Here is a 19,766-nt window from a genome sequence, read left to right on the forward strand (position 1 = left end):
TGATGGGGTAAGGCTCCCAGTAGACGACTGGGTTGATAGGCCGGATATGGAAGCCAGGTAACTGGTGGAGTTGACCGGTACTAATAGGCCGAGGGCTTGTCCTCAGTTGCTCGCGTCCACTGTGTTGGTTCTGAAACCACGAACGACCCGCCCCATGGTCTGGGGTGTGCGGTTGAGTGTTTCATAGTGTTTCGGTGGTCATAGCGTTAGGGAAACGCCCGGTTACATTCCGAACCCGGTAGCTAAGCCTTTCAGCGCCGATGGTACTGCAGGGGGGACCCTGTGGGAGAGTAGGACACCGCCGAACAATTATTCCGGGAAGCCCCGGGCCTTGTGCCCGGGGCTTTTCCGCGTTTCAGGGAAGAAATGCGCCGGGGGCGTGGTCCCGCCTCGTAACGGCCGGCCGGACATTCCGCAGGCCGCGGTGGGGGTATTGCCTTGCGCGCGGCTCACCGTCCCATCGAGGATCGGGGGATGGGACAACACGTGGTGCGTGCCGTGCGAGCCGGCGAATGGCGGAAGGTCAGGGAGCTGCGGCTGGCGGCCCTTGAGGACCCGGCGGCGCCGATCGCCTTCCTGGAGACGGTGCAGCAGGCCGCCGAGTTGCCGGAAGCCTCCTGGCGGGCCCGTACGGAGCGCGGTGCGGGCGGTACGGCGGCGCGTCAGTTCATCGCCGAGACCGCCGACGGGGCGTGGGTGGGCTCGGTGACCCTGCTCGTGGAGGAGGCGGGTGGCGTCGACTACTTCGGCAACGAGGTGCGACAGCCCCAGGCCCAGGCCGTCGGGGTCTACGTACGGCCGGAACACCGCGGGACAGGGCTGGCCGAGGAGCTGTTCCGGGCCGCGCTGGACTGGGCGTGGGCGCTGGAGGACCCGCGGCTGGAGCGCGTACGGCTGTTCGTGCACGAGAGGAACGGGCGCGCCGAGGCGTTGTACCGGAAGGCGGGTTTCATCCGGACGGGCGTCGCCGTCCCCATGGTGGGGGACCCGGCCGCGAAGGAGTACGAACTCGCCGTCGGCCGCCCCTCACGGTGACGGGGTGGTGAGGGGGCGCTGCGGCCAGCGGGCCCGGCCCTGTTCCTCGGACCTCAGCAGGGCCAGCGTTTGAAGGCCCTGCGCCTGTCCCGAGGAGAGGAGCTCCGGAAGCTGGGGCAGCGGGGCCACGGCCGCGACGTCGTGGAGGACGAGGGTAAGTGGTGGGTCGAGCCGACCGTCGGATGACCGTGCGGCCATGCGGCGGCCGTGCTCGACCACGCTTGAGGCGAGTGCGGTGAGCAGCGGCATCGCGCCGGGGTTGGTACGGGGGTCCTCGATGGCTTCACCCACCAGATAAAGGGTGCCCGCTTCAGCCACAAAAGATTCCAGGGCGAGGGAATCCGTTCTGTTTGGATTGCAGGCCTCGCGGATGTGGACGGACGACAGCGAGTTCAGGGCGCGGCTGACGAGCTGCTGAGCGACTTCCCGGCGTTCTGGGTGGGCAGTGAGCGCCGACTCGAGTTCCCCGGCGGAGCCGGCGGCGGCCTTGGGGTGTGTGCGCAGGACGCGCACGGCCTCGTGAACGGTGCCGCCGCCCTGGGCCCAGCGGTGGACTTGCCGGAACGGGCGGCCGTCGACGGCGGCGGCGTGCAGCCAGCAGCGGAGCAGGGTTTCGGCGGTGTCGGCCATCGCGGCGTCCATGCGCGCCTGCGGGCGGACGGGGGCGAGCAGGGCGACGGCGCGGGCCGCGGCGACTTCTCTTGTCTCGCACCGGTGGAGAGGCGACCAGTGGAGACGGGCGGGCGTGTCGCACAGGTGCCCCGGGTCATAGAGGAGGACAGGGCCGAGCTTGCCGCGCGCGTCCTTGGTCTCCGCCCAGAGGGAGGGAGCCGACGTGACGACGAGCGCGGCGCCCTCGGCGTCGCGCAGGGCCTGTGCCGCCGTAGCCGCCCGGTGTTCGGTGCCGTACCGCACGCCGTATGTCGTACGGGGGCCGGGCACTCCGGCCCAGGCCGCGCCCCGGGTGTCCGCCGGTTGTGGGACGGCGCCGGACAGGGCGGGTCCGTAGGCCTCCGGTCCCGGTCCGCCGGCGGACGGGCCGCCGACGGCGTCGGACCGGGGAGCGGTGCCCACCGGGGACCGGGGGGCACCGGAGTGCTGGTTCCGCCCAGGGGCGGCTGGGGCGACCGGAGCCGTGGCGGCGGCGCTCGCCGGTCCCGCGGGAGGCGGGAACGCTCCCGGGCTCGTCGTCCCGGCGGCGTGCGGCATGGTGGCCGTCGAGTGCTGGTCCCAGCCGGTGCCGGGCCCCGTGCCGGGCACCGGTGGCCCCCCGGCGGGCCCTCCTGTCGGCCCTGCAGGGGCCCCCGTCGGGCTCCCGGCAGGGTGGACCGGTTGCTGTGGGCCCTGCGCGCCCTGCGCGCCCTGCGCGCCCTGCGCGCCCTGCGAGCCCTGCGCGCCCTGCGAGCCGTGAGAAGCCGGTGTGCCCGCCACGGCGGCAGGATGTCCGCTGTGCTCCGGGCCGCTGTGGCCTTGCTCCTGGCCCTGGCCCTGGCCCGTGCTCGCCCTGCCGCGTGTGCCCTTCCGCCCTCGGTGCCCCTTGGGCGCTCCGTCTCCCGCCGGGCCGCCGCCGCCCGCTCGGCGGTCGGCTCTTCGGGCGCGCCAGCTCGCGACAGTGCTCATCGCGAAGAGGGCGACGACGAGGAGGACCAGGAGCTGACTTATGAAGATGCCCCAGAACAGGCCGTAGCCCGAGAGCTGCCCCGGGTCGGTGTCGGGCCAGGCTCCCGCCAGGTCGTGCGGGTTGGCGACGAGGTGGCGTACGGCCAGCGGCGTGCGGGCGAAGGAGATGGTGCCCGGCCAGGCCCCGTGGGCGAACCAGGCGGCGAGGCCGGTGGCCGTCCAGACGAGGAGGGTGAGGCCGAGCAGGAAGGCGATCAGGGCGACGAGGAACCCGTCGGGAATGCCGCGTTCCGGTGCGCCGGTGCCGTGGTGGCCGTCCCTCGTGCTCATCTCAGGCCACCGTGGACTCGGAATCGTTCAGTCGGCGCTCGAAGTACACGGCACGCTGCTCGGCCTCCGCTTCCGCCTCGATGTCGGCCAGGTCCAGTTCGGGCGAGGCCTCGGTCATGGCGCGGTCGGTGTAGACGAGGGGGCGTTCCGCCTCGGTGATGAGGTGTTTCACGACCTGGACGTTGCCGTTGACGTCCCACACCGCGATGCCGGGCGTCAGCGTGGGGATGATCTCGACGGCCCAGCGGGGCAGGCCGAGCACCCGCCCGGTGGCCCGGGCCTCGTCCGCCTTCTGGGCGTAGATCGTCCTCGTCGAGGCCATCTTGAGGATTGCCGCGGCCTCCTTGGCGGCCGCTCCGTCCACGACGTCCGACAGGTGGTGGACGACGGCCACGAAGGACAGGCCGAGGCGGCGGCCGAACTTCAGCAGCCGCTGGAAGAGCTGGGCGACGAAGGGCGAGTTGATGATGTGCCAGGCCTCCTCGACCAGGAAGATCCGCTTCTTCCGGTCGGGCCTGATCCAGGTGTGTTCGAGCCATACGCCGACGATCGCCATGAGGATCGGCATGGCGATGGAGTTGCGGTCGATGTGGGACAGGTCGAAGACGATCAGGGGTGCGTCCAGGTCGATGCCCACGGTCGTCGGCCCGTCGAACATGCCGCGCAGGTCACCGTCGACCAGCCGGTCCAGGACGAGGGCGACGTCCAGGCCCCAGGCCCGTACGTCGTCCAGGTCGACGTTCATCGCCTCGGCTGACTCGGGCTCGGGGTGGCGCAGTTGCTCCACGATGTCGGTCAGGACCGGCTGACGCTCGGTGATCGTCTCGGTGACGTAGGCGTGCGCGACCTTCAGCGCGAACCCGGAGCGCTCGTCCAGCCCGCGCCCCATGGCGACCTCGATGATCGTACGGAGCAGGGCCAGCTGGCCGGTCGTGGTGATCGCGGGGTCGAGCGGGTTGAGCCTGATGCCGCTGTCCAGGGCCGCCCTCGGGTCGAGGCGGATCGGCGTTATACCCAGCTCCTCGGCGATGAGGTTCCATTCGCCGACGCCGTCCTCACCCTGGGCGTCGAGGACGACGACCTGCCGGTCCCTGAAGCGCAACTGCCGGAGCACGTACGTCTTCTCGAGCGCGGACTTGCCGTTGCCGGACTCGCCGAGGACCAGCCAGTGCGGGGCGGGGAGCTGCTGCCCGTACAGCTGGAAGGGGTCGTAGATGTAGCCCTTGCCGCTGTACACCTCGCGGCCGATGATCACGCCGGAGTCGCCGAGGCCCGGGGCGGCCGTCGGAAGGTAGACGGCCTGGGCCTGGCCGGTGGAGGTGCGGACGGGCAGCCGGGTGGTCTCCACCTTGCCGAAGAGGAAGGAGGTGAAGGCATCCGTGACGGCGGAGAGCGGATCGAGCACGGCGGGGCCCCTAATCGTCGGTCGTCTCTGGCGTCGGATGCATGGCTAGCGGCGGATACCGGTCGCGAAGGGCAGTGTGTTGACGAACGCCCGGTGATGCTCGCGATCGCACCACTCCAGTTTCAGGTACGACTTTCCGGCCGAGGCGCGGATCGTGCGCTTGTCCCGGGCGAGCGCTTCCGGTGTACGCGACGAGACAGTGATGTACCCGACGAGGTTGACACCGGCCGCACCGCTGGCGAGATCTTCACCCCGCTGGTCGAGCCTGCCGTGGGCGGCGAGGTCCCGCGGGTCCACGGTCCGGTTCATCTTGGCGGCGCGGCTGGCCTCGGCCTCGTCGTTGGTCTTCTCGGTGAGCATCCGCTCGATGGCCACCTCGGTGGGCTCCAGGTCCATGGTGACGGCGACCGTACGGATGACGTCGGGGGTGTGGACGAGGAGCGGGGCGAGGAAGTTGACGCCGACAGGGGTCATCGGCCACTCCTTGACCCAGGCCGTGGCGTGGCACCACGGTTCGCGGGTGGACGACTCCCGGGTCTTGGCCTGGAGGAACGTCGGCTGGGTGGCGTCGAGTTCGGCCGGCCAGGCGTTGCGCTTGGACATCGCCTGGATGTGGTCGATGGGGTGGTCCGGGTCGTACATCGAGTGCACGAGCGAGGCGACCCGGCTCTGGCCGAGGGGCTGACGGACCCGGATGTCGGCCTCGGCCAGGCGGGCGCAGATGTCGGTGAGCTCGCGGGCCATGACGACGGCGAGTCCGCCGTCCTTGTCGAGCCTGCGGCCGCCGGCGGTGCGGGCGGCGCGGGCGACGGCGGCGGCCTCGGCGGCGAGCTCGCGGCTGTAGTGCATGCAGGCCACGAGGTAGGCGCGGTGCTGCTCGCTGGACGTGGACACCATGGACTGGAGCTGGTCGTAGGAGTCCTTGAGCCAGCCGGGCGCGGTGGCGTCGCCGCGCTGGGCGACGTCCTTGGCGTGTGCGTCCGGGTCGGCGGGCAGGGTGCGGGCCAGCATCTGGAGGCGGGTCACGAAGCCGTCGCCGTTGGCGACGTGCTTGAGCAGCGTGCCGAAGCGGTCGACGAGGGCCTCCTGGTCCTCGCTGTCGCGCAGGCCGACGCCGGGGCCCTCGATCTCGATGGCCGCCGTGACGGTTCTGCGGTCCGCGTGCAGCAGGACGGCGATCTCGTCGGGGCCGAAGGGCGCGGACAGCCAGTTGATGCGGCCGATGCCGGGCGGCGGGCCGACCTCGACCTCACGCCCGTCGAGCCGGGTGCCGGCCTCGACGGCGGAGCTGCGGTAGGTGGCGCCGCGCCGCAGCGTCCGCTTGTAGCTGCGGTTGATCTCGAACCACTTGTAGAAGGTGCGGTGCTTGTACGGGACGTACACGGCGGCCAGGGCCAGCATCGGGAAGCCGGTGAGGGCGAGGATGCGCGGCGCGAGCACGGGGATGAGCAGGCCGCTCATCATGCCGAGGAACGCGCCCGCGATGATCAGGCCGATCTCGCCGGTCTCGCGGTTCTTGCCGATGATCGCGTTCGGCCTGGCCCGGCCGATCAGATACGTCCGGCGGGGCGTGACCGGATGCATCGTGTGGGACTGGGTCGTCAACGCCCTTCACCTCCCGTGCCGTTGCCGCCCGTGGGGCGTGAGCTGTGCGTGGTCGTACTGCTGCGGGCGGACGGGGGCGCGGCGGTGGGGACGACACCGCCGGTCCCGCCGCCGCTTCTGCCGCTGTGGGCCGCCACGCCGCCGGAGACGGCGTTGGCCGGCCTCGGCTGGGACGAGGACGAGGAGGATCCGCCGCCCCGGCTGCTGTGCGTCTTGATGCCCTGGGAGACGAGCGCGGCGGGCGAGCTGATGACGGCCGCGGCCTTTGCGCCGTCGGTGGCCTGCTTGCGGTTGCTGCGGGCGGCCACGATCTCGTCGCCGAAGCCGGGGACGAAGCGGTAGATCATCGCGGAGGCGAAGATGGCCAGCAGGATGATGGCCAGTCCGGTGACCACGGCGGAGGTGGCGTTCGGGCCGTCGTCGTTGGCGAGCGCGCCGGCCAGGCCGAGCACGATGACGATGACCGGCTTGACCAGGATCACGGCGATCATGATTCCGGCCCAGCGGCGGACGTGGCCCCACATGTTCTTGTCGACCAGCCCGGCGTAGACGACGACGCCGAGGAGCGCGCCGACGTACAGCAGGACCGCCCTGATGAACAGCTCCAGGTAGAGGATGCCGGCGGCGAGGATCGTGACGAGGGAGACGACGATCAGCATGATCGGGCCGCCGCCGATGCTGTCGCCCTTCTCCAGGGCCTCCTTGAAGCCGCCGAAGAAGACGTCGGTCTCGTTGCCGGTGCCCTTGGCGATGACCTCGGTGACCGCGTCGGTGGCGGAGACCACGGTGTAGAGGATCAGCGGCGTGAAGGCGGAGGCCAGGACCGTCAGCCAGAGGAAGCCGACGGCCTCGGAGATGGCGGTGGTCAGCGGCACGCCGCGGATGGCCCGCTTGGCGACGGCGAGCAGCCACAGCAGCAGCGTCAGGACGGAGGCGGCGGCGAAGACCACGGCGTACTGGCCGAGGAAGGTGGTGTTGGTGAAGTCCACCTCCGCGGTTTCCGTCACGGCCTTGGCCAGGGTGTCGACGACCCAGGCGGCGGCGTCCGCGCAGCCCTTCCCGAGGGAGGACAGCGGGTCGAGGGTGTCGGTGACGCTGGGGGCGTTACGGGCGCCGCCGCCCTCGCCGCCGTCGGACTCGCAGTACTTCCTGGCCTCGCCGATGATCAGGTCGCAGCCGTCCTTGGTGGCGGACGGGCCGGGGCTCGGGCTGGTCTCTGGGTCCGGGCTCGGGGCTGCGGCGGCCGTGCCGGCGAGGGCGACGGTGGCCACGGCGCCGGCGAGGGCGACGGTGGCGGCGCGTACGGCGGTCACGGGGAGGCGCGCGGCGGCCGCGGCGGGGCGCCTCGCCCGTGTGGCGGCACCGGTGGGCAGTGCGGCCGTGGCGCGACCGGGGACGCGTGCGGCCGCGGTGGTGGCGCCTTCGCAGGCGCCTCGTGCGGCTGCGTCCCGTACGGCGGCCGGCGCGCCCGCGGCCTGCGCGGCGAGCGGGCGTCGGGGGCTACCTGGCATAAGTGAACCCTCCGAACTCATTGACTGCGTCCGCGATCTCGTCGGACCCGGAGACGGGGTTGTCACCCGTCACCGGGGTCGGTCCTGTCTGCTGGCCGGTTTCGAGAACCTTCCAGTCCGAGCCGTTCCACTTCAGCTTCACCGTCAGCGTGAACCAGCTGCTGGTCACCGGTTTGGTGGAGTCCTCGCCGGTCAGCCCGAAGAGGCTGTTGCACCAGACGGCGACCTCCGCGGCGCCGTCGCCGTACGCCTTGATCTTGGTGCCGGCGGGCAGGGTGCGGCTGACGAAGGTCGAGTCCACGGGGGCGGCGCCGTCCTCGTCCAGGCCGACCTGCTCCAGGAACTCGGTGGAGTAGGCGGCGTCGAACTCGTCCTGGAGCCGGTCCACGGAGTCCGGGTGCGCGACGGTCTGCACGATGCCGTGCCGACGGCCGCCGTTGAACATGCCGTCGGAGCCGAGCACTACCGCGTAGTTCGCCGCGGCGCTCTGGGCGCCCTGCTCGGTCTGGGCGAATCCGGAGGGGATGCCGCCGCTCTTGGAGTCCACCGGCCTCTCGCCGGTCGGGGCGGTCGGCCGTCCCTTCGCACCGTCACCCTCCGTGCCGGAGCCCTCGCTTCCGCCGCTGCCGCCGCGATTCGCGAAGGCGATCGCGGCAATCAGCAGCACGACGACACCGACGACCGTGACGAGTCCGCGCGTGGAGCGTGCGGGGCGCCGGGAACCGGTGAGCGCGTCGGCTCTGCTCTCCGGCATCCGGGTACGGGTCTGGCCGGAGCCGCCCGCTCCGGAGGGATCGCCGTACTCCCCGTACTCGCTGTAGCCGTCATCGGCCGGACTCATGCCGCGCACGCCCTCTCGACCCATGGTTGAACCGCGCAGTACGACGGTAGCCCCGCGGGCTGCCGCGTGGGCACGGTGTGGTGACTCGGCATCAGGGACATGGGGGAGACGCAACCTCGGTCGTGGGCGCGACGGACGGGAGGATCGGGGCTGCCGGGTACGCCGGACGAGGAGCGCGGGCGTCCGGCTAGATGGCCATGCCGTAGACGATGGTGAACAGTGTGCCGAGTGAACCGATGATGAAGACACCGGTCAGGCCGGCGACGATCAGCCCCTTGCCCTGCTCCGCACTGAAGGTGTCCCGGAGGGCGGTGGCGCCGATGCGCTGCTTGGCGGCGCCCCAGACGGCGATGCCGAGACAGAGCAGGATGGCGACCGCCATCACGACCTCGATCATCACGCGTGCCTCGTTGCCCAGGTTCCCGAAGGGACCCCAGTCCGGGGCGATCCCGCCGATGATGGTGGTGATGTCGCCCTTTTCGGCTGCCAGAAGCATGTAACTCACCGCCCCTAATGGGTTGTTCGTGTCAAGCCGTCAGGCCTCTGCGGTGTGCAGAGGTCAGCCCTATTGTCACCGACGATGCCGTCGGCGTATGTCGACTTGACGTCATTCACTGGTGCATTCGTATGGTCACTCTGTGTATCACGCGGCGTGACCCCCGGCAATGACTGACGGCCGGGCGGCCCAGGACCCCGCACGACGTGGCTCTGTGCGCGTCCCGTGCGCCCTCCGTTCGTCTCCCGTACGGGTGTTCGTGGGCGCGTGGCGGGCGCACCCGGCCGCTGAGGTGCCGTGGACTTTGACCGATCCTTTACGGTCGCATGCGCTGAGAGGGACTCAGAGTCCGGCATGTGGACAGGATCTGATGCCCCGCCGGGCGACGAACCGTCCCGCCGGGGCGCGGGGGCGCATGGAAGCGGGGCCGTCGCACCGGGCGTCGGCGGCCGGTGATCTCTGGCATTCCCGGGCCGGGGGCCGGGGGCCGGGCCCGATGCTCAGCTGGGTGCGGGCTCGTCCAGAAGGCGGTCGAACTCACCGGCCCGCACGCCCCGGACGAAGGCGGCCCACTGGGGCCGGGTCGTGGTGACCTCGCCGCCCTCCGGGCGGCCGCCCCGCCCCCGGACCCGGACGGTGTCACCGGGGCCGGCCGCGACCTCGATGCGAGGGGTCCCGGCCCGCTGCCCGGCCTCCTGCCCGGCCTTGAGGGCCCGCAGAAACTCCCCGAAGGACGCGGGGGAGGCTGAGAGCACGGCGCGGTGCGGGTCGCTCGACTCGGTGAGGAGTATCGAGCCCTCGTCGGTGCGGGTGACGTGTATGCACGCCTCGCCGGTCTGGCAGAAGGACGACTTGAGCCACTCGTGAGCGGGCATGCGGATTCCCTTCAGAGGTCCTTGGCGATGCTCAGGATCAGGTCCCTTGATTTCCCGGGGTCGAGAGCCGCGTTCTCGACGGTGTCGAGCAGACGTCGGTACGTGTCCAGGTGCGCTTCGGCGTCCAGCAGCACGGGGCCGTGGAACTGGTCGAGCTGCACGGTGTCCAGCTTCGGGACCGGCCCGTGCAGATAGTTGATGGACTGCCCGGAACCGGGGAAGGCGCCCACGTCGAACGGCAGCACGCGCATGCTGATGTGGTCCCGCTCGCCTATGTCGAGCAAGTGCTGGAGCTGTGCGCGTGCGACGTCACGACCACCCACCTTCATACGCAGAGCCGCTTCGTGAATGGTCGTCCGGTACGGCAGAGGGTTCGCCCGGTAGATCACGTCCTGCCGCTTGATGCGGTACGACACCAGGTGCTCCACCTCGGGGGGAGTGAGCGCGGGAATGGCGTGCCGGAAGATCTCGCGCGCGTGTGCGGGCGTCTGGAGCAGTCCGGGCACGTGCGAGGTGTGGGCCATGCGCAGGGCGGTGGCGTGGTGTTCCAGCTCGGCGAGGCTGAGCAGCGCCGGCGGCAGCACGTCGCGGTAGGCGTCCCACCAGCCGCGGGTCTTGTCGGACGCGATGCCGGCCAGCGCTTCGACGTACTCCCGGTCCTGGCAGGAGTAGGCGCGGGCCATGGCTCGCACGCGGTCCGTGCTCACGCCGAAGCGGCCGGACTCCACGTTGCTGAGCTGACCCTGGCTCGTTCCTAGCGCGGCTGCCGCCTCGGTCGCGTTCATCCCCGCTCGCTCGCGCAGTTTGCGCAGCTCCGCCGCGAGCCGGAGGCGGCGGGCCGTCGGTGCGGGCCTCGCGGTCATCTGGGACTCCTGTGGTGTCACGCCGAATCGAGTCGTCACTCATACGGATGGAGCTTCTTGCTATCTCGCAAATTACATTTGCGGACCCTCTAGGTTCTCTCTCGGGCGCTCCCCGCCAGGAAGTGCATCCCGTGACGACGGGACAAGCCACCGGGGCGGCGGTACGAGCACCAACTTCCCTCCCGCACTGAACCGATAGGAGAACCATGGCCACCGTATCCCCGCCCTGGGCGTACGCCCTCCACCTGCCACAGGATCCCCGGGCCCCCGGCGTCGCCCGCTCGACGCTCCGGACCGTGCTGGCCCGGCACGGGGTGGGAGGCGGGGCAGTCGCCGAGGCGGCGGAGCTGCTGGCCAGTGAGCTGGTCACCAATGCGCACCTGTACTCGGACGGCCCCTACTGCCTGCGGCTTCGAGGTCTGGGTGGCAACCGCCTGCGCATCTCCGTCTGGGACGGCAATCCCCACATCCCGGCCCCCTTCCGCCGTGGCCAGGTAGACGCGCCACCCCTCACCGCCGAATCCGGGCGGGGCCTGCTCCTCGTGCAGGAGTACGCGGAGAGTTGGGGCGCGTACCCGTTCACGGACGCGGTGTTCAGGCGGAGCGGGAAGCTGCTCTGGGTCGAGTGCGGGCGGTCGTAGGGGCCAGGGTCGCCCGACGCGGCGCCCGCAGTCTCGCCCGCGCCCACCGGAGGTGTGATGCCGTGCACCCGCCGTGCTCCCGCGCGCGCACCCCCGCGCCGGGGGCCGCGCCCATAAACTGGGTTCCGCCGAGTGCTGGGCGTGGAGGGGTGGTTGACGGTGCGTAAGGGGTGGCTGGTCGCGGCCGGCGCGTCCGGGGCCGCTCTGAGTTTCGTCGGGCTGCTCGTCGTCGGGACCTATATGGCGGCCGCCGACATCGCGGGCGGTGCCGCCGGTGCGGTCGGGCTGGCGAAGGGGGCGGTGCCGGCCTCGTACCAGGGGCTGGTGCAGAAGTGGGGGAACCTCTGCCCGGCGATCAATCCCGCTCTGCTCGCCGCCCAGCTGTACCAGGAGAGCGGCTGGAACCCCAAGGCGCAGAGCCCCGCGCAGGCTCAGGGCATCGCGCAGTTCATCCCCGGCACGTGGGCGGCGCACGGGCTGGACGGGGACAACGACGGGGACCGGGACGTGTGGGATCCCGCGGACGCGATCCCGTCGGCGGCTTCGTACGACTGCAAGCTCGCGAAGTACGTGGAGGACGCCCCCGGCGACCCGACGGAGAACATGCTCGCGGCGTACAACGCGGGTGCCTACGCGGTCATCAAGTACGGGGGCGTGCCGCCGTACCGCGAGACTCAGAACTACGTGAAGATCATCACCACGCTCGCCGAGAGCTTCGCCGCGCCGGTCGGGCGGGTCAGACCGACGGAGCAGGCGGCGGGCGCGATCCACTACGCGCAGGAGAAGCTGGGGACGCCCTATCTGTGGGGCGGCAACGGTACGCCGGACCAGGGCGGGCGGTTCGACTGCTCGGGGCTGACCAAGGCGGCGTACGAGAGTGTGGGGATCGAGCTGCCGCGGGTCGCCAACGACCAGTACAACGCCGGACCGCACCCGAAGCGGGAGGAGCTGCTGCCCGGAGACCTGGTCTTCTTCTCGGACGACCTGACCGATTCGCGGGCCATCCGGCACGTCGGCATCTATGTCGGTGGCGGGTACATGATCAACGCGCCGTACACCGGTGCGGTGATCCGATTCGACAAGATCGATACGCCGGACTACTTCGGCGCGACCCGGGTCACGGAGGATGGCGCGAAAGCGCTCCCCGTGGCCGAGTCGGAAGCCTGACAGATCGGGATATTTCCCCAGGTGCGGGAAAGCGCTCCCCGACGTGCGCCGGGCGCGCGGTGGCCGGAAGTCTTCGTTCCTCAAGGGCGTCTGAGCTGCGGGGACGTGTCTCTCTTCGGTAACGTCATGGTGATCGTTCGGTAGAGACCGGAACGGAAAGTCCCGGACAGGGCGTTCCCTTGTGGGACAGCGGGAATCAGCACCAGGCAAGACCGCGCAATGAGCACTGACCATGCACTGAGCCGTACTGCACCGCACTGACGAAGGCTGGCCACGGGGGTTGGTGAGAACGTGTGCCCGAGGACGGGCGCGCGCAGGAAGCGGACGACGAGGCAAGGGCAAAGGGGCAGCGGATGGCTGGGCTCGCAATCGATGGGTCGAACCCCGATGTCAGCCTGCTGTATGACATCAACGGACTGGCGAAGGACGCCCCCGGCTGGTTCGACCGTGTCATGGAGTACGTCGGCGAGTACGGGATCATGCTCGGGCTCGTCGTGGTGTCGCTGTGGTGCTGGTGGTCCGTCCGCCGCCGGGAGGACGCGCCCGCCGCGATGGCCTCCCTGGTGTGGGCACCGCTCGCGGCCGGTATCGCGCTGCTCGTCAACATCCCGATCCGCGGCTTCGTGGAGCGGCCCAGACCTTTCGTCGACCACCGGGGCCTGGAAGTGCTCGTGGCCGGCAAGACCGACTTCTCCTTCGTCAGCGACCACTCGACGATGGCCATGGCCATCGGGGTGGGCCTCTTCATCACCCACCGCAGGATCGGCCTCATCGGCATCGGGCTTGCCCTCCTCGAAGGGCTGTGCCGGGTCTACATGGGTGTGCACTACCCGACGGACGTGATCGGCGGCTTCGCGCTGGGCACGGCGGTGACCTTGCTGCTCGCCCCGCCGGCACAGGCCCTCCTCACCCCGCTCATGACGGCGGTCGCGCGGTCCCCGCGGGTCGGCTGGCTGGTGCGGGCCGAGGGGCGGCGCCGCCCGGTGTCGCAGTCCGAGGGGGCGGCCTGGGGACTCCCCGGCGGCCCGCGCCCCGAGGGGGCCCGCGACAAGGACCTGGCCGCCTGAGCGGCCGCCGGTGGACCTGGCCGCCTGAGTGCCGAGTCCGGCGGTCCGGTGTGTCACCGGCGGGTCCGCGCCCCGGCCGGGCCCGCTTCCGGGGTGGTCGCGCGCTGCCGGAGGCCGCTCACAGGGCCTGCGGGAAGGTGAAGAAGCGGTCCGGGTCGTACTTCCTCTTGACCACGGCGAGGCGCGGCGCGTTCGCGCCGTAGTACGCCGTGCGCCAGTCGGTCAGCGCCGGGTCGGTGTAGTTCTGGTAGGCGGCGCCCGAGGCGTGGCGCCGCATCGCGTCGTGGGTGGCGGCCAGCCAGGCCGTACCCGCGGTGCCCGGGGTTCCCGGTTGCCACGAGACGAGGTACTGCGCCAGCATCCGTGAGCGCCGGTGCACGAAGGCCGTGGCCCCGGGGGAGATCCGGTTGACCGCGCCGCCCAGCGCGGTCAGCGCCACGGAGCACTGGTCGCCCCGCCCGAGGGCCGGTCCGGTGAAGGACTCGACGCGGTTCAGCAGGGTGTGTATCCCGGCGGCGGACAGCGAGCGGTCGAAGAAGGCGGAGCGGGCCGCGTAGGTCTCGCGTTCCAGGGCGCCCCGCGGGCCGCGGCCGGGGGTGCGGCCGGGCAGCCGGCACCGTTCCTCGTCGAGCGAGGCGCAGCCCGCGTACCGGTCCATCGCCTCGGCGTGGCTCAGGCGGCGCAGGCTGACGCCCGACGCCGCGGCGCCGGTACGGGTGGCCAGCCGGTCCACGGCGTTCCGCAGTCCGCCGTACGTGCCGAGGGAGCAGACGGAGACGGACAGCCGGGGCGGGCCGCCCGGGTCCGCCGACAGGTGCAGGGCCGACCAGATCTCGTCGGGCTGCGAAGGCCCCCACTCCTGCCAGGCGGCCACCACCTCCCGGGCCCTCGACCAGGGCCAGGTCAGGTTTCCGGAGACGGCGTCGGGCGCCGGGTGCGTACGGAAGCGCAGCTCCGTGACCACCCCGAACTGGGCGTTTCCCGCGCCGCGCAGCGCCCAGAACAGGTCGGGGTGCTCGGTCGCGGAGGTGCGCAGCGTACGGCCGTCGGCGGTGACCAGGGTGGCGCCGGTGAGGGAGTCGCAGGTCAGGCCGTAGGCGCGGGAGACGACGCCGTGGCCGCCGCCCAGGGCGAGCCCGGCGATCCCGACGGTGGGGCAGGAGCCGGCCGGTACGGTGCGGCCGTGCCGGGCCAGGGAGCGGTAGACGTCGATGAGCCGGGCGCCCGCGCCGACGGCGACCTCGGAACCGGGCCGGCCGATCCGCGACAGGCGCGAGACGTCCACGACCAGGCGTCCGTCGCCGCTGGACCAGCCCGCGTAGGAGTGGCCCCCGCCGCGGACGCTGACGGGGGTGCCGTGGCGGCGGGCGAAGGCCAGGCACTCCCGGACGTCGTCCGGACCGTCGACGTAGGCGACGGCCGCCGGTCTGAGCGCGTCGAAGCGTGTGTTGTACAGCCGGCGGGCGGTCGTCCAGTCGCTGTCGCCGGGCCGCAGCAGACTTCCGCCGAGGCCCTGTGCGAGGGCGTTCCAGGGGATGGCGGTTCCGGGAGGCCGGGTGCTCCCGTTGCCGCCTAGTGTGGGACGGGAGGGGACGGGTCTGGTGGGGCTGCCGCTGCCGGTGGGACCGGCCGCCGGGCCGGCTTCCCCGTCGCAGGCCGCCGTCCACGCGGCGACGGCCGCGAGGCCGGTACCGCGCTTCAGCAGTGTCCGCCTGTTCATGACACCTCCCCGCAGAGGGACGGTGTGCGGGGTCGCGGGGTTCCGTCGTGTCCGAAACGCTGGTTTCGACACGGAGGCGACACGTCCGGGTCACGGCAGGGTCACGGGTTTCCTGACCTTGTACGGGGAACCTGGTTGTACGTCGAGGTTCACCTTCCGTTCACTCGCGTCCACAGGCGGCTTCACCTGTTCTGCCTAATTTCGGCCTTACCGGGTGCGAGTCGGAGCGGGAAACGGAATCGCACCCACCAACACTTGCACGCCGCGCAGACGAACGGCGGCTCCTGGAAGGAACACCCGACTAAGATGCTTCAGCGCAAGAACCGGCTTCGCGCCTCCGCCATCGGCGCCCTGGTCGTCTCCGGCGCCCTGGTCCTCTCGGCGTGCGGGTCCGACGACAACACCGAGGGTGGCGAGGGCAAGAAGGAGTCGTCCGCCGCCGCCGGCAACATCAAGTGCGACGACGCCAAGGGCCAGCTCCTGGCCTCCGGCTCCTCCGCGCAGGAGAACGCGGTCGGCGTCTGGGCGAAGAACTTCCAGGCCGCCTGCGAGGGCGTCGAGATCAACTACAAGCCGATCGGCTCCGGCGGCGGCATCCAGGAGTGGCTCCAGGGCACCACCGGCTTCGCGGGCTCGGACTCCGCGCTCAAGCCCGAGGAGGTCGAGGAGTCCAAGAAGATCTGCAAGGGCGGCCAGGGCGTCAACCTGCCGATGGTCGGCGGCCCCGTCGCGATCGCCTACAACGTCTCCGGTGTGGAGGACCTCGTCCTCGACGCCCCGACGATCGCCAAGATCTTCGACAACAAGATCAAGAAGTGGGACGACGCGGCGATCAAGAAGCTGAACCCCGACGCGAAGCTCCCGTCCAGCGAGATCCAGGCCTTCCACCGCTCCGACGAGTCCGGCACCACCCAGAACCTGGGCAAGTACCTCGGCAAGGCCGCCGCGGACGACTGGAAGTACGAGGACGAGAAGTCCTGGCCCGCCAAGGGCGGCCAGTCCGCCTCCGGCTCCTCCGGTGTCGCCGCCCAGGTCAAGCAGACCGAAGGCGCGATCGGCTACTTCGAGCTCTCCTACGCCACCAACAACAGCCTGAACACGGTCAAGCTGGACACCGGCGCATCCGCGCCCGTCGAGGCCACCACCGACAACGCCTCCAAGGCCATCGCCGCCGCGAAGGTCGTCGGCACGGGCAAGGACCTGGCGCTCGAGCTCGACTACGCCACCAAGGCCGAGGGCGCCTACCCGCTGATCCTGGTCACCTACGAGATCGCCTGCGACAAGGGCAACAAGGCCGAGACCCTGCCCACGACCAAGGCGTTCCTGAACTACACCGCGAGCGAGGAGGGCCAGGGCGTCCTGGCCGAGGCCGGCTACGCCCCGCTGCCGGAGGAGATCGCGGCCAAGGTCCGCGAGATCATCCCGACCCTCTCCTGAACCACAAGGCGGCCGGTCCAGTCGCAAGACGGACCGGCCGCCCGTCCGGTGCACCGCCGCCAGGGAGCCGCGACCCGGCTCTCATGAGCCGAGACCCGGCTCAGCAGACCGGAGAACTCAATGAACACCACACAGGTCAAGACCGCCCCACCACCCCCGGCAGACCGAATAGAGCCGCAGGAGCCCGCCAAGACCGTCACCCGGCCCGGTGACCGGATCTTCGTGGGCCTTTCCCGCGGCTCCGGTATCGCACTGCTGGTGATCATGGCCGCGATCGCGGTCTTCCTCACCTACCGGGCGAGCCTCGCCCTCGCCGACAACGAGGCGAACTTCCTCACCACCAGCGAGTGGCTGCCGCAGGGCACGCCGCCGCAGTTCGGCATCGCCGCGCTGGCCTTCGGCACGGTCGTCAGCTCGGTCATCGCCATGGTCATCGCCGTGCCCGTGGCCATCGGCATCGCGCTGTTCATCTCGCACTACGCGCCGCGCAGGCTCGCCGCGCCCCTCGCGTACGTCGTCGACCTGCTCGCCGCCGTCCCGTCGATCATCTACGGCCTGTGGGGCGCGCTCTTCCTCGTGCCGTACCTCGACGGCATGAACAAGTGGCTCGACGAGTACCTCGGCTGGACGTACATCTTCGACAAGACGAGCGCAGGCCCCGCCCGCTCGCTCTTCACCGTCGGCATCCTGCTGGCGATCATGATCCTGCCGATCATCACCAACGTCACCCGCGAGGTCTTCCTCCAGGTGCCCCGGATGCACGAAGAGGCCGCCCTCGCCCTCGGCGCCACCCGATGGGAGACCATCCGGATCTCGGTGCTGCCCTTCGGCCGCTCCGGCATCATCAGCGCCTCCATGCTGGGCCTCGGCCGCGCCCTCGGCGAGACGATGGCGGTCGCCGTCGTGCTCTCGCCGAGCTTCGTCATCTCCGGCCACCTGCTCGACCCGGGCGGCGGCACCTTCGCGCAGAACATCGCCGCCAAGTTCAACGAGGCCAACGAGTTCGGACGCGACGCGCTGATCGCCTCCGGCCTCGTCCTCTTCGTCATCACCCTGCTGGTCAACGGCGCCGCCCGGTACATCATCGGCCGCCGCAAGGAGTACTCGGGGGCGAACGCCTGATGAGCCAAGCAACCGTCACCCCCGCGCACGCCCCGGTGTTCTCCACCTCGCGGATGCCCCGCTGGGCTCCGGCCGTGATCGCCGCCGCCTCCATCGCGCTCGGCTGCGCCATCGGGCTGGCCGCCGGCTGGCACAGCCGCGTCCAGTGGGGCCTGATCGCCGGGTTCCTCTTCGTCTTCGGCTCCTACGCGGTCACCGCGAAGGTCGAGGGCCGGCGCCAGGCCAAGGACCGGGTCGCCACCAGCCTCGTCTGGGTCTGCTTCATCCTGGCCATCGTGCCGCTGCTGTCCCTCGCCTGGGTCACCGTCAGCAGGGGAGCCGAGGTACTCGACGGGTACTTCCTCTCCCACTCGATGAACGGCGTGCTCAACTCCGAGGAGGGCGGTGGCATCTACCACGCGCTGCTCGGCACCATCGAGCAGGTGCTCATCGCCACCGTGATCGCCGCCCCGCTGGGTCTGTTCACCGCGATCTACCTGGTGGAATACGGCAAGGGCGCGCTCGCCCGCGCCGTCACCTTCTTCGTCGACGTCATGACGGGCATCCCGTCGATCGTCGCCGGCCTGTTCATCCTGTCGATCTGGATCATGTTCGAACTGGGCCCCTCGGGCCTCGCCGGAGCGCTGGCCCTGGCGATCCTGATGGTGCCCGTCGTGGTCCGCTCCACCGAGGAGATGCTCAAGCTCGTGCCGAACGAGCTGCGCGAAGCCTCCCTCGCCCTGGGCGTTCCCAAGTGGCGGACCATCCTGAAGGTGGTCCTCCCCACCGCGATCGGCGGCATCACCACCGGCGTGATGCTGGCGGTGGCCCGCATCACCGGTGAGACGGCGCCCGTGCTGCTCCTGGTGTTCGGCACGAACCTGATCAACACGAACCCCTTCGAAGGCGCCCAGTCCTCGCTGCCGCTGTACGTGTTCCAGCAGTACGCGGTCGGGACCGACGCCGCGATCGGCCGTGCCTGGGGAGCCGCGCTCGCCCTGATCGCCTTCGTCATGATCCTGAACCTGGTGGCCCGCGGCATCGCCCGCTGGAAGGCCCCGAAGACCGGTCGCTGACGCGCGGCCAACAGCGACCCGGAAAGAAGCAGTGATTCACATGGCCAAGCGAATCGACGTCAGCGGCCTCAACGCCTACTACGGCTCCTTCAGGGCCATCGAGGACATCTCGATGACCGTCGAGCCGCGCTCCGTGACCGCCTTCATCGGCCCGTCCGGCTGCGGAAAGTCCACCTTCCTGCGCACCCTCAACCGCATGCACGAGGTCACGCCCGGCGGCAGGGTCGAGGGCAAGGTCATGCTGGACGACGAGAACCTGTACGCCTCCGGGGTCGACCCGGTGGCGGTACGGCGCACCGTCGGCATGGTCTTCCAGCGCCCCAACCCCTTCCCCACCATGTCGATCTTCGACAACGTGGCGGCCGGCCTGCGGCTGAACGGCTCCTACAAGAAGTCCGAGCTGAACGACATCGTCGAGAAGTCGCTGCGCGGCGCCAACCTGTGGGACGAGGTCAAGGACCGGCTGAACAAGCCCGGCTCCGGTCTCTCCGGCGGCCAGCAGCAGCGGCTGTGCATCGCCCGCGCCATCGCGGTCGAGCCGCAGGTGCTGCTGATGGACGAGCCCTGCTCGGCCCTCGACCCGATCTCCACGCTGGCGATCGAGGACCTGATCAGCGAGCTCAAGGAGCGCTTCACGATCGTCATCGTGACGCACAACATGCAGCAGGCCGCGCGCGTCTCCGACCGCACCGCGTTCTTCAACCTCGCGGCGGTCGGCCAGCCCGGCAAGCTCATCGAGATCGACGACACCGAGCGCATCTTCTCGAACCCGTCCGTACAGGCCACGGAGGACTACATCTCCGGCCGCTTCGGATAGTCCGAGGAGCACAGACGTCCTGCGGTGCTGCATGGCGGTGCCACCGCAAGACGAACGGGCCCGCCCCCTTCCCGGGGGGCGGGCCCAGCCCGTTTTTCCGCGGGCCGGTCCACCCGGGGACCCGGGGCGGAGCCGGAGGGGAGGGGAGGGGAGGGAAGG

Annotated in this window: 17 protein-coding genes and 2 rRNA genes; 10 read left to right on the forward strand and 9 right to left on the reverse strand. The window is 70.8% G+C overall.

Annotation, left to right across the window (positions count from 1 at the left end; translation table 11 throughout):
• The 3 genes from GUY61_RS17345 to GUY61_RS17355 form a co-directional block, all read left to right on the forward strand.
• A 23S ribosomal RNA gene (locus GUY61_RS17345) occupies positions 1–104 on the forward strand; the annotation flags it as partial.
• Between the two features lie 86 nt (positions 105–190).
• Positions 191–307: ribosomal RNA gene (gene rrf, locus GUY61_RS17350) — 5S ribosomal RNA — on the forward strand.
• 167 nt (positions 308–474) lie between these two features.
• The gene (locus GUY61_RS17355) at positions 475–1,035 is read left to right on the forward strand and encodes a GNAT family N-acetyltransferase (RefSeq protein WP_166631085.1); all 561 of its coding nucleotides are present in this window, start codon (positions 475–477) and stop codon (positions 1,033–1,035) included.
• On the opposite strand, the gene GUY61_RS17360 is transcribed toward GUY61_RS17355, so the two are convergent.
• The 8 genes from GUY61_RS17360 to GUY61_RS17395 form a co-directional block, all read right to left on the reverse strand.
• On the reverse strand, positions 1,027–2,985 hold the full coding sequence (locus GUY61_RS17360) for a type VI secretion protein (protein WP_166631086.1): 1,959 nt from the start codon (positions 2,983–2,985) through the stop codon (positions 1,027–1,029). The two genes, GUY61_RS17355 and GUY61_RS17360, sit on opposite strands and share 9 nt — an antisense overlap.
• A 1-nt stretch (position 2,986) precedes the next feature.
• On the reverse strand, positions 2,987–4,390 hold the full coding sequence (locus tag GUY61_RS17365; protein ID WP_166631087.1) for an ATP-binding protein: 1,404 nt from the start codon (positions 4,388–4,390) through the stop codon (positions 2,987–2,989).
• A gap of 45 nt (positions 4,391–4,435) precedes the next feature.
• Positions 4,436–5,995: an SCO6880 family protein gene (locus GUY61_RS17370; RefSeq protein WP_166631088.1), complete on the reverse strand. Its 1,560-nt coding sequence runs from the start codon at positions 5,993–5,995 to the stop codon at positions 4,436–4,438.
• The gene (locus tag GUY61_RS17375; protein WP_243766530.1) at positions 5,992–7,506 is read right to left on the reverse strand and encodes a hypothetical protein; all 1,515 of its coding nucleotides are present in this window, start codon (positions 7,504–7,506) and stop codon (positions 5,992–5,994) included. The genes GUY61_RS17370 and GUY61_RS17375 overlap by 4 nt, the downstream gene beginning before the upstream one ends.
• Entirely contained in the window at positions 7,496–8,347 is an 852-nt protein-coding gene (locus GUY61_RS17380; protein ID WP_166631089.1) for a hypothetical protein, read from the reverse strand. Before GUY61_RS17380 ends, GUY61_RS17375 begins: the two co-directional genes overlap by 11 nt.
• 187 nt (positions 8,348–8,534) lie before the next feature.
• A complete protein-coding gene (locus GUY61_RS17385; protein ID WP_166631090.1) occupies positions 8,535–8,843 on the reverse strand; it encodes a hypothetical protein in 309 nt (102 codons plus the stop codon).
• Positions 8,844–9,343: 500 nt separating this feature from the next.
• Positions 9,344–9,718, reverse strand: a complete 375-nt coding sequence (locus tag GUY61_RS17390) for a DUF397 domain-containing protein (RefSeq protein ID WP_166631091.1) — start codon at positions 9,716–9,718, stop codon at positions 9,344–9,346.
• An 11-nt stretch (positions 9,719–9,729) separates the two neighbouring features.
• Positions 9,730–10,581 (reverse strand): helix-turn-helix transcriptional regulator, encoded by an 852-nt coding sequence (locus GUY61_RS17395; RefSeq protein ID WP_166631092.1) that lies wholly within the window; start codon positions 10,579–10,581, stop codon positions 9,730–9,732.
• Positions 10,582–10,787: 206 nt separating this feature from the next.
• Here GUY61_RS17395 and GUY61_RS17400 point away from each other — a divergent pair, with 206 nt between their 5' ends.
• The 3 genes from GUY61_RS17400 (at position 10,788) to GUY61_RS17410 (ending at position 13,456) form a co-directional block, all read left to right on the forward strand.
• Complete coding sequence (locus GUY61_RS17400; protein ID WP_166631093.1) at positions 10,788–11,222, forward strand: ATP-binding protein; 435 nt, start codon at positions 10,788–10,790, stop codon at positions 11,220–11,222.
• A gap of 159 nt (positions 11,223–11,381) precedes the next feature.
• Positions 11,382–12,389 carry a bifunctional lytic transglycosylase/C40 family peptidase gene (locus tag GUY61_RS17405; RefSeq protein ID WP_313896713.1) on the forward strand — a complete coding sequence of 336 codons (1,008 nt, stop codon included), beginning with the start codon at positions 11,382–11,384 and terminating at the stop codon, positions 12,387–12,389.
• Positions 12,390–12,742: 353 nt separating this feature from the next.
• Complete coding sequence (locus GUY61_RS17410) at positions 12,743–13,456, forward strand: phosphatase PAP2 family protein (RefSeq protein ID WP_166631094.1); 714 nt, start codon at positions 12,743–12,745, stop codon at positions 13,454–13,456.
• Between the two features lie 118 nt (positions 13,457–13,574).
• On the opposite strand, the gene GUY61_RS17415 is transcribed toward GUY61_RS17410, so the two are convergent.
• Complete coding sequence (locus tag GUY61_RS17415) at positions 13,575–15,176, reverse strand: FAD-binding oxidoreductase (protein WP_166631095.1); 1,602 nt, start codon at positions 15,174–15,176, stop codon at positions 13,575–13,577.
• 306 nt (positions 15,177–15,482) lie between these two features.
• Here GUY61_RS17415 and pstS point away from each other — a divergent pair, with 306 nt between their 5' ends.
• The 4 genes from pstS (at position 15,483) to pstB (ending at position 19,607) form a co-directional block, all read left to right on the forward strand.
• Positions 15,483–16,613 carry a phosphate ABC transporter substrate-binding protein PstS gene (gene pstS, locus GUY61_RS17420; RefSeq protein WP_166631096.1) on the forward strand — a complete coding sequence of 377 codons (1,131 nt, stop codon included), beginning with the start codon at positions 15,483–15,485 and terminating at the stop codon, positions 16,611–16,613.
• 120 nt (positions 16,614–16,733) lie between these two features.
• On the forward strand, positions 16,734–17,735 hold the full coding sequence (gene pstC / locus GUY61_RS17425) for a phosphate ABC transporter permease subunit PstC (protein WP_166631097.1): 1,002 nt from the start codon (positions 16,734–16,736) through the stop codon (positions 17,733–17,735).
• Positions 17,735–18,790, forward strand: coding sequence for a phosphate ABC transporter permease PstA (gene pstA / locus GUY61_RS17430; protein ID WP_166631098.1), 1,056 nt, complete (start codon positions 17,735–17,737; stop codon positions 18,788–18,790). Before pstC ends, pstA begins: the two co-directional genes overlap by 1 nt.
• 40 nt (positions 18,791–18,830) lie before the next feature.
• Positions 18,831–19,607, forward strand: a complete 777-nt coding sequence (gene pstB / locus GUY61_RS17435; protein ID WP_166631099.1) for a phosphate ABC transporter ATP-binding protein PstB — start codon at positions 18,831–18,833, stop codon at positions 19,605–19,607.
• Positions 19,608–19,766 lie beyond the last annotated feature (159 nt).

The sequence above is a fragment of the Streptomyces sp. GC420 genome, from assembly GCF_009916105.1.
GTDB lineage: Bacteria > Actinomycetota > Actinomycetes > Streptomycetales > Streptomycetaceae > Streptomyces.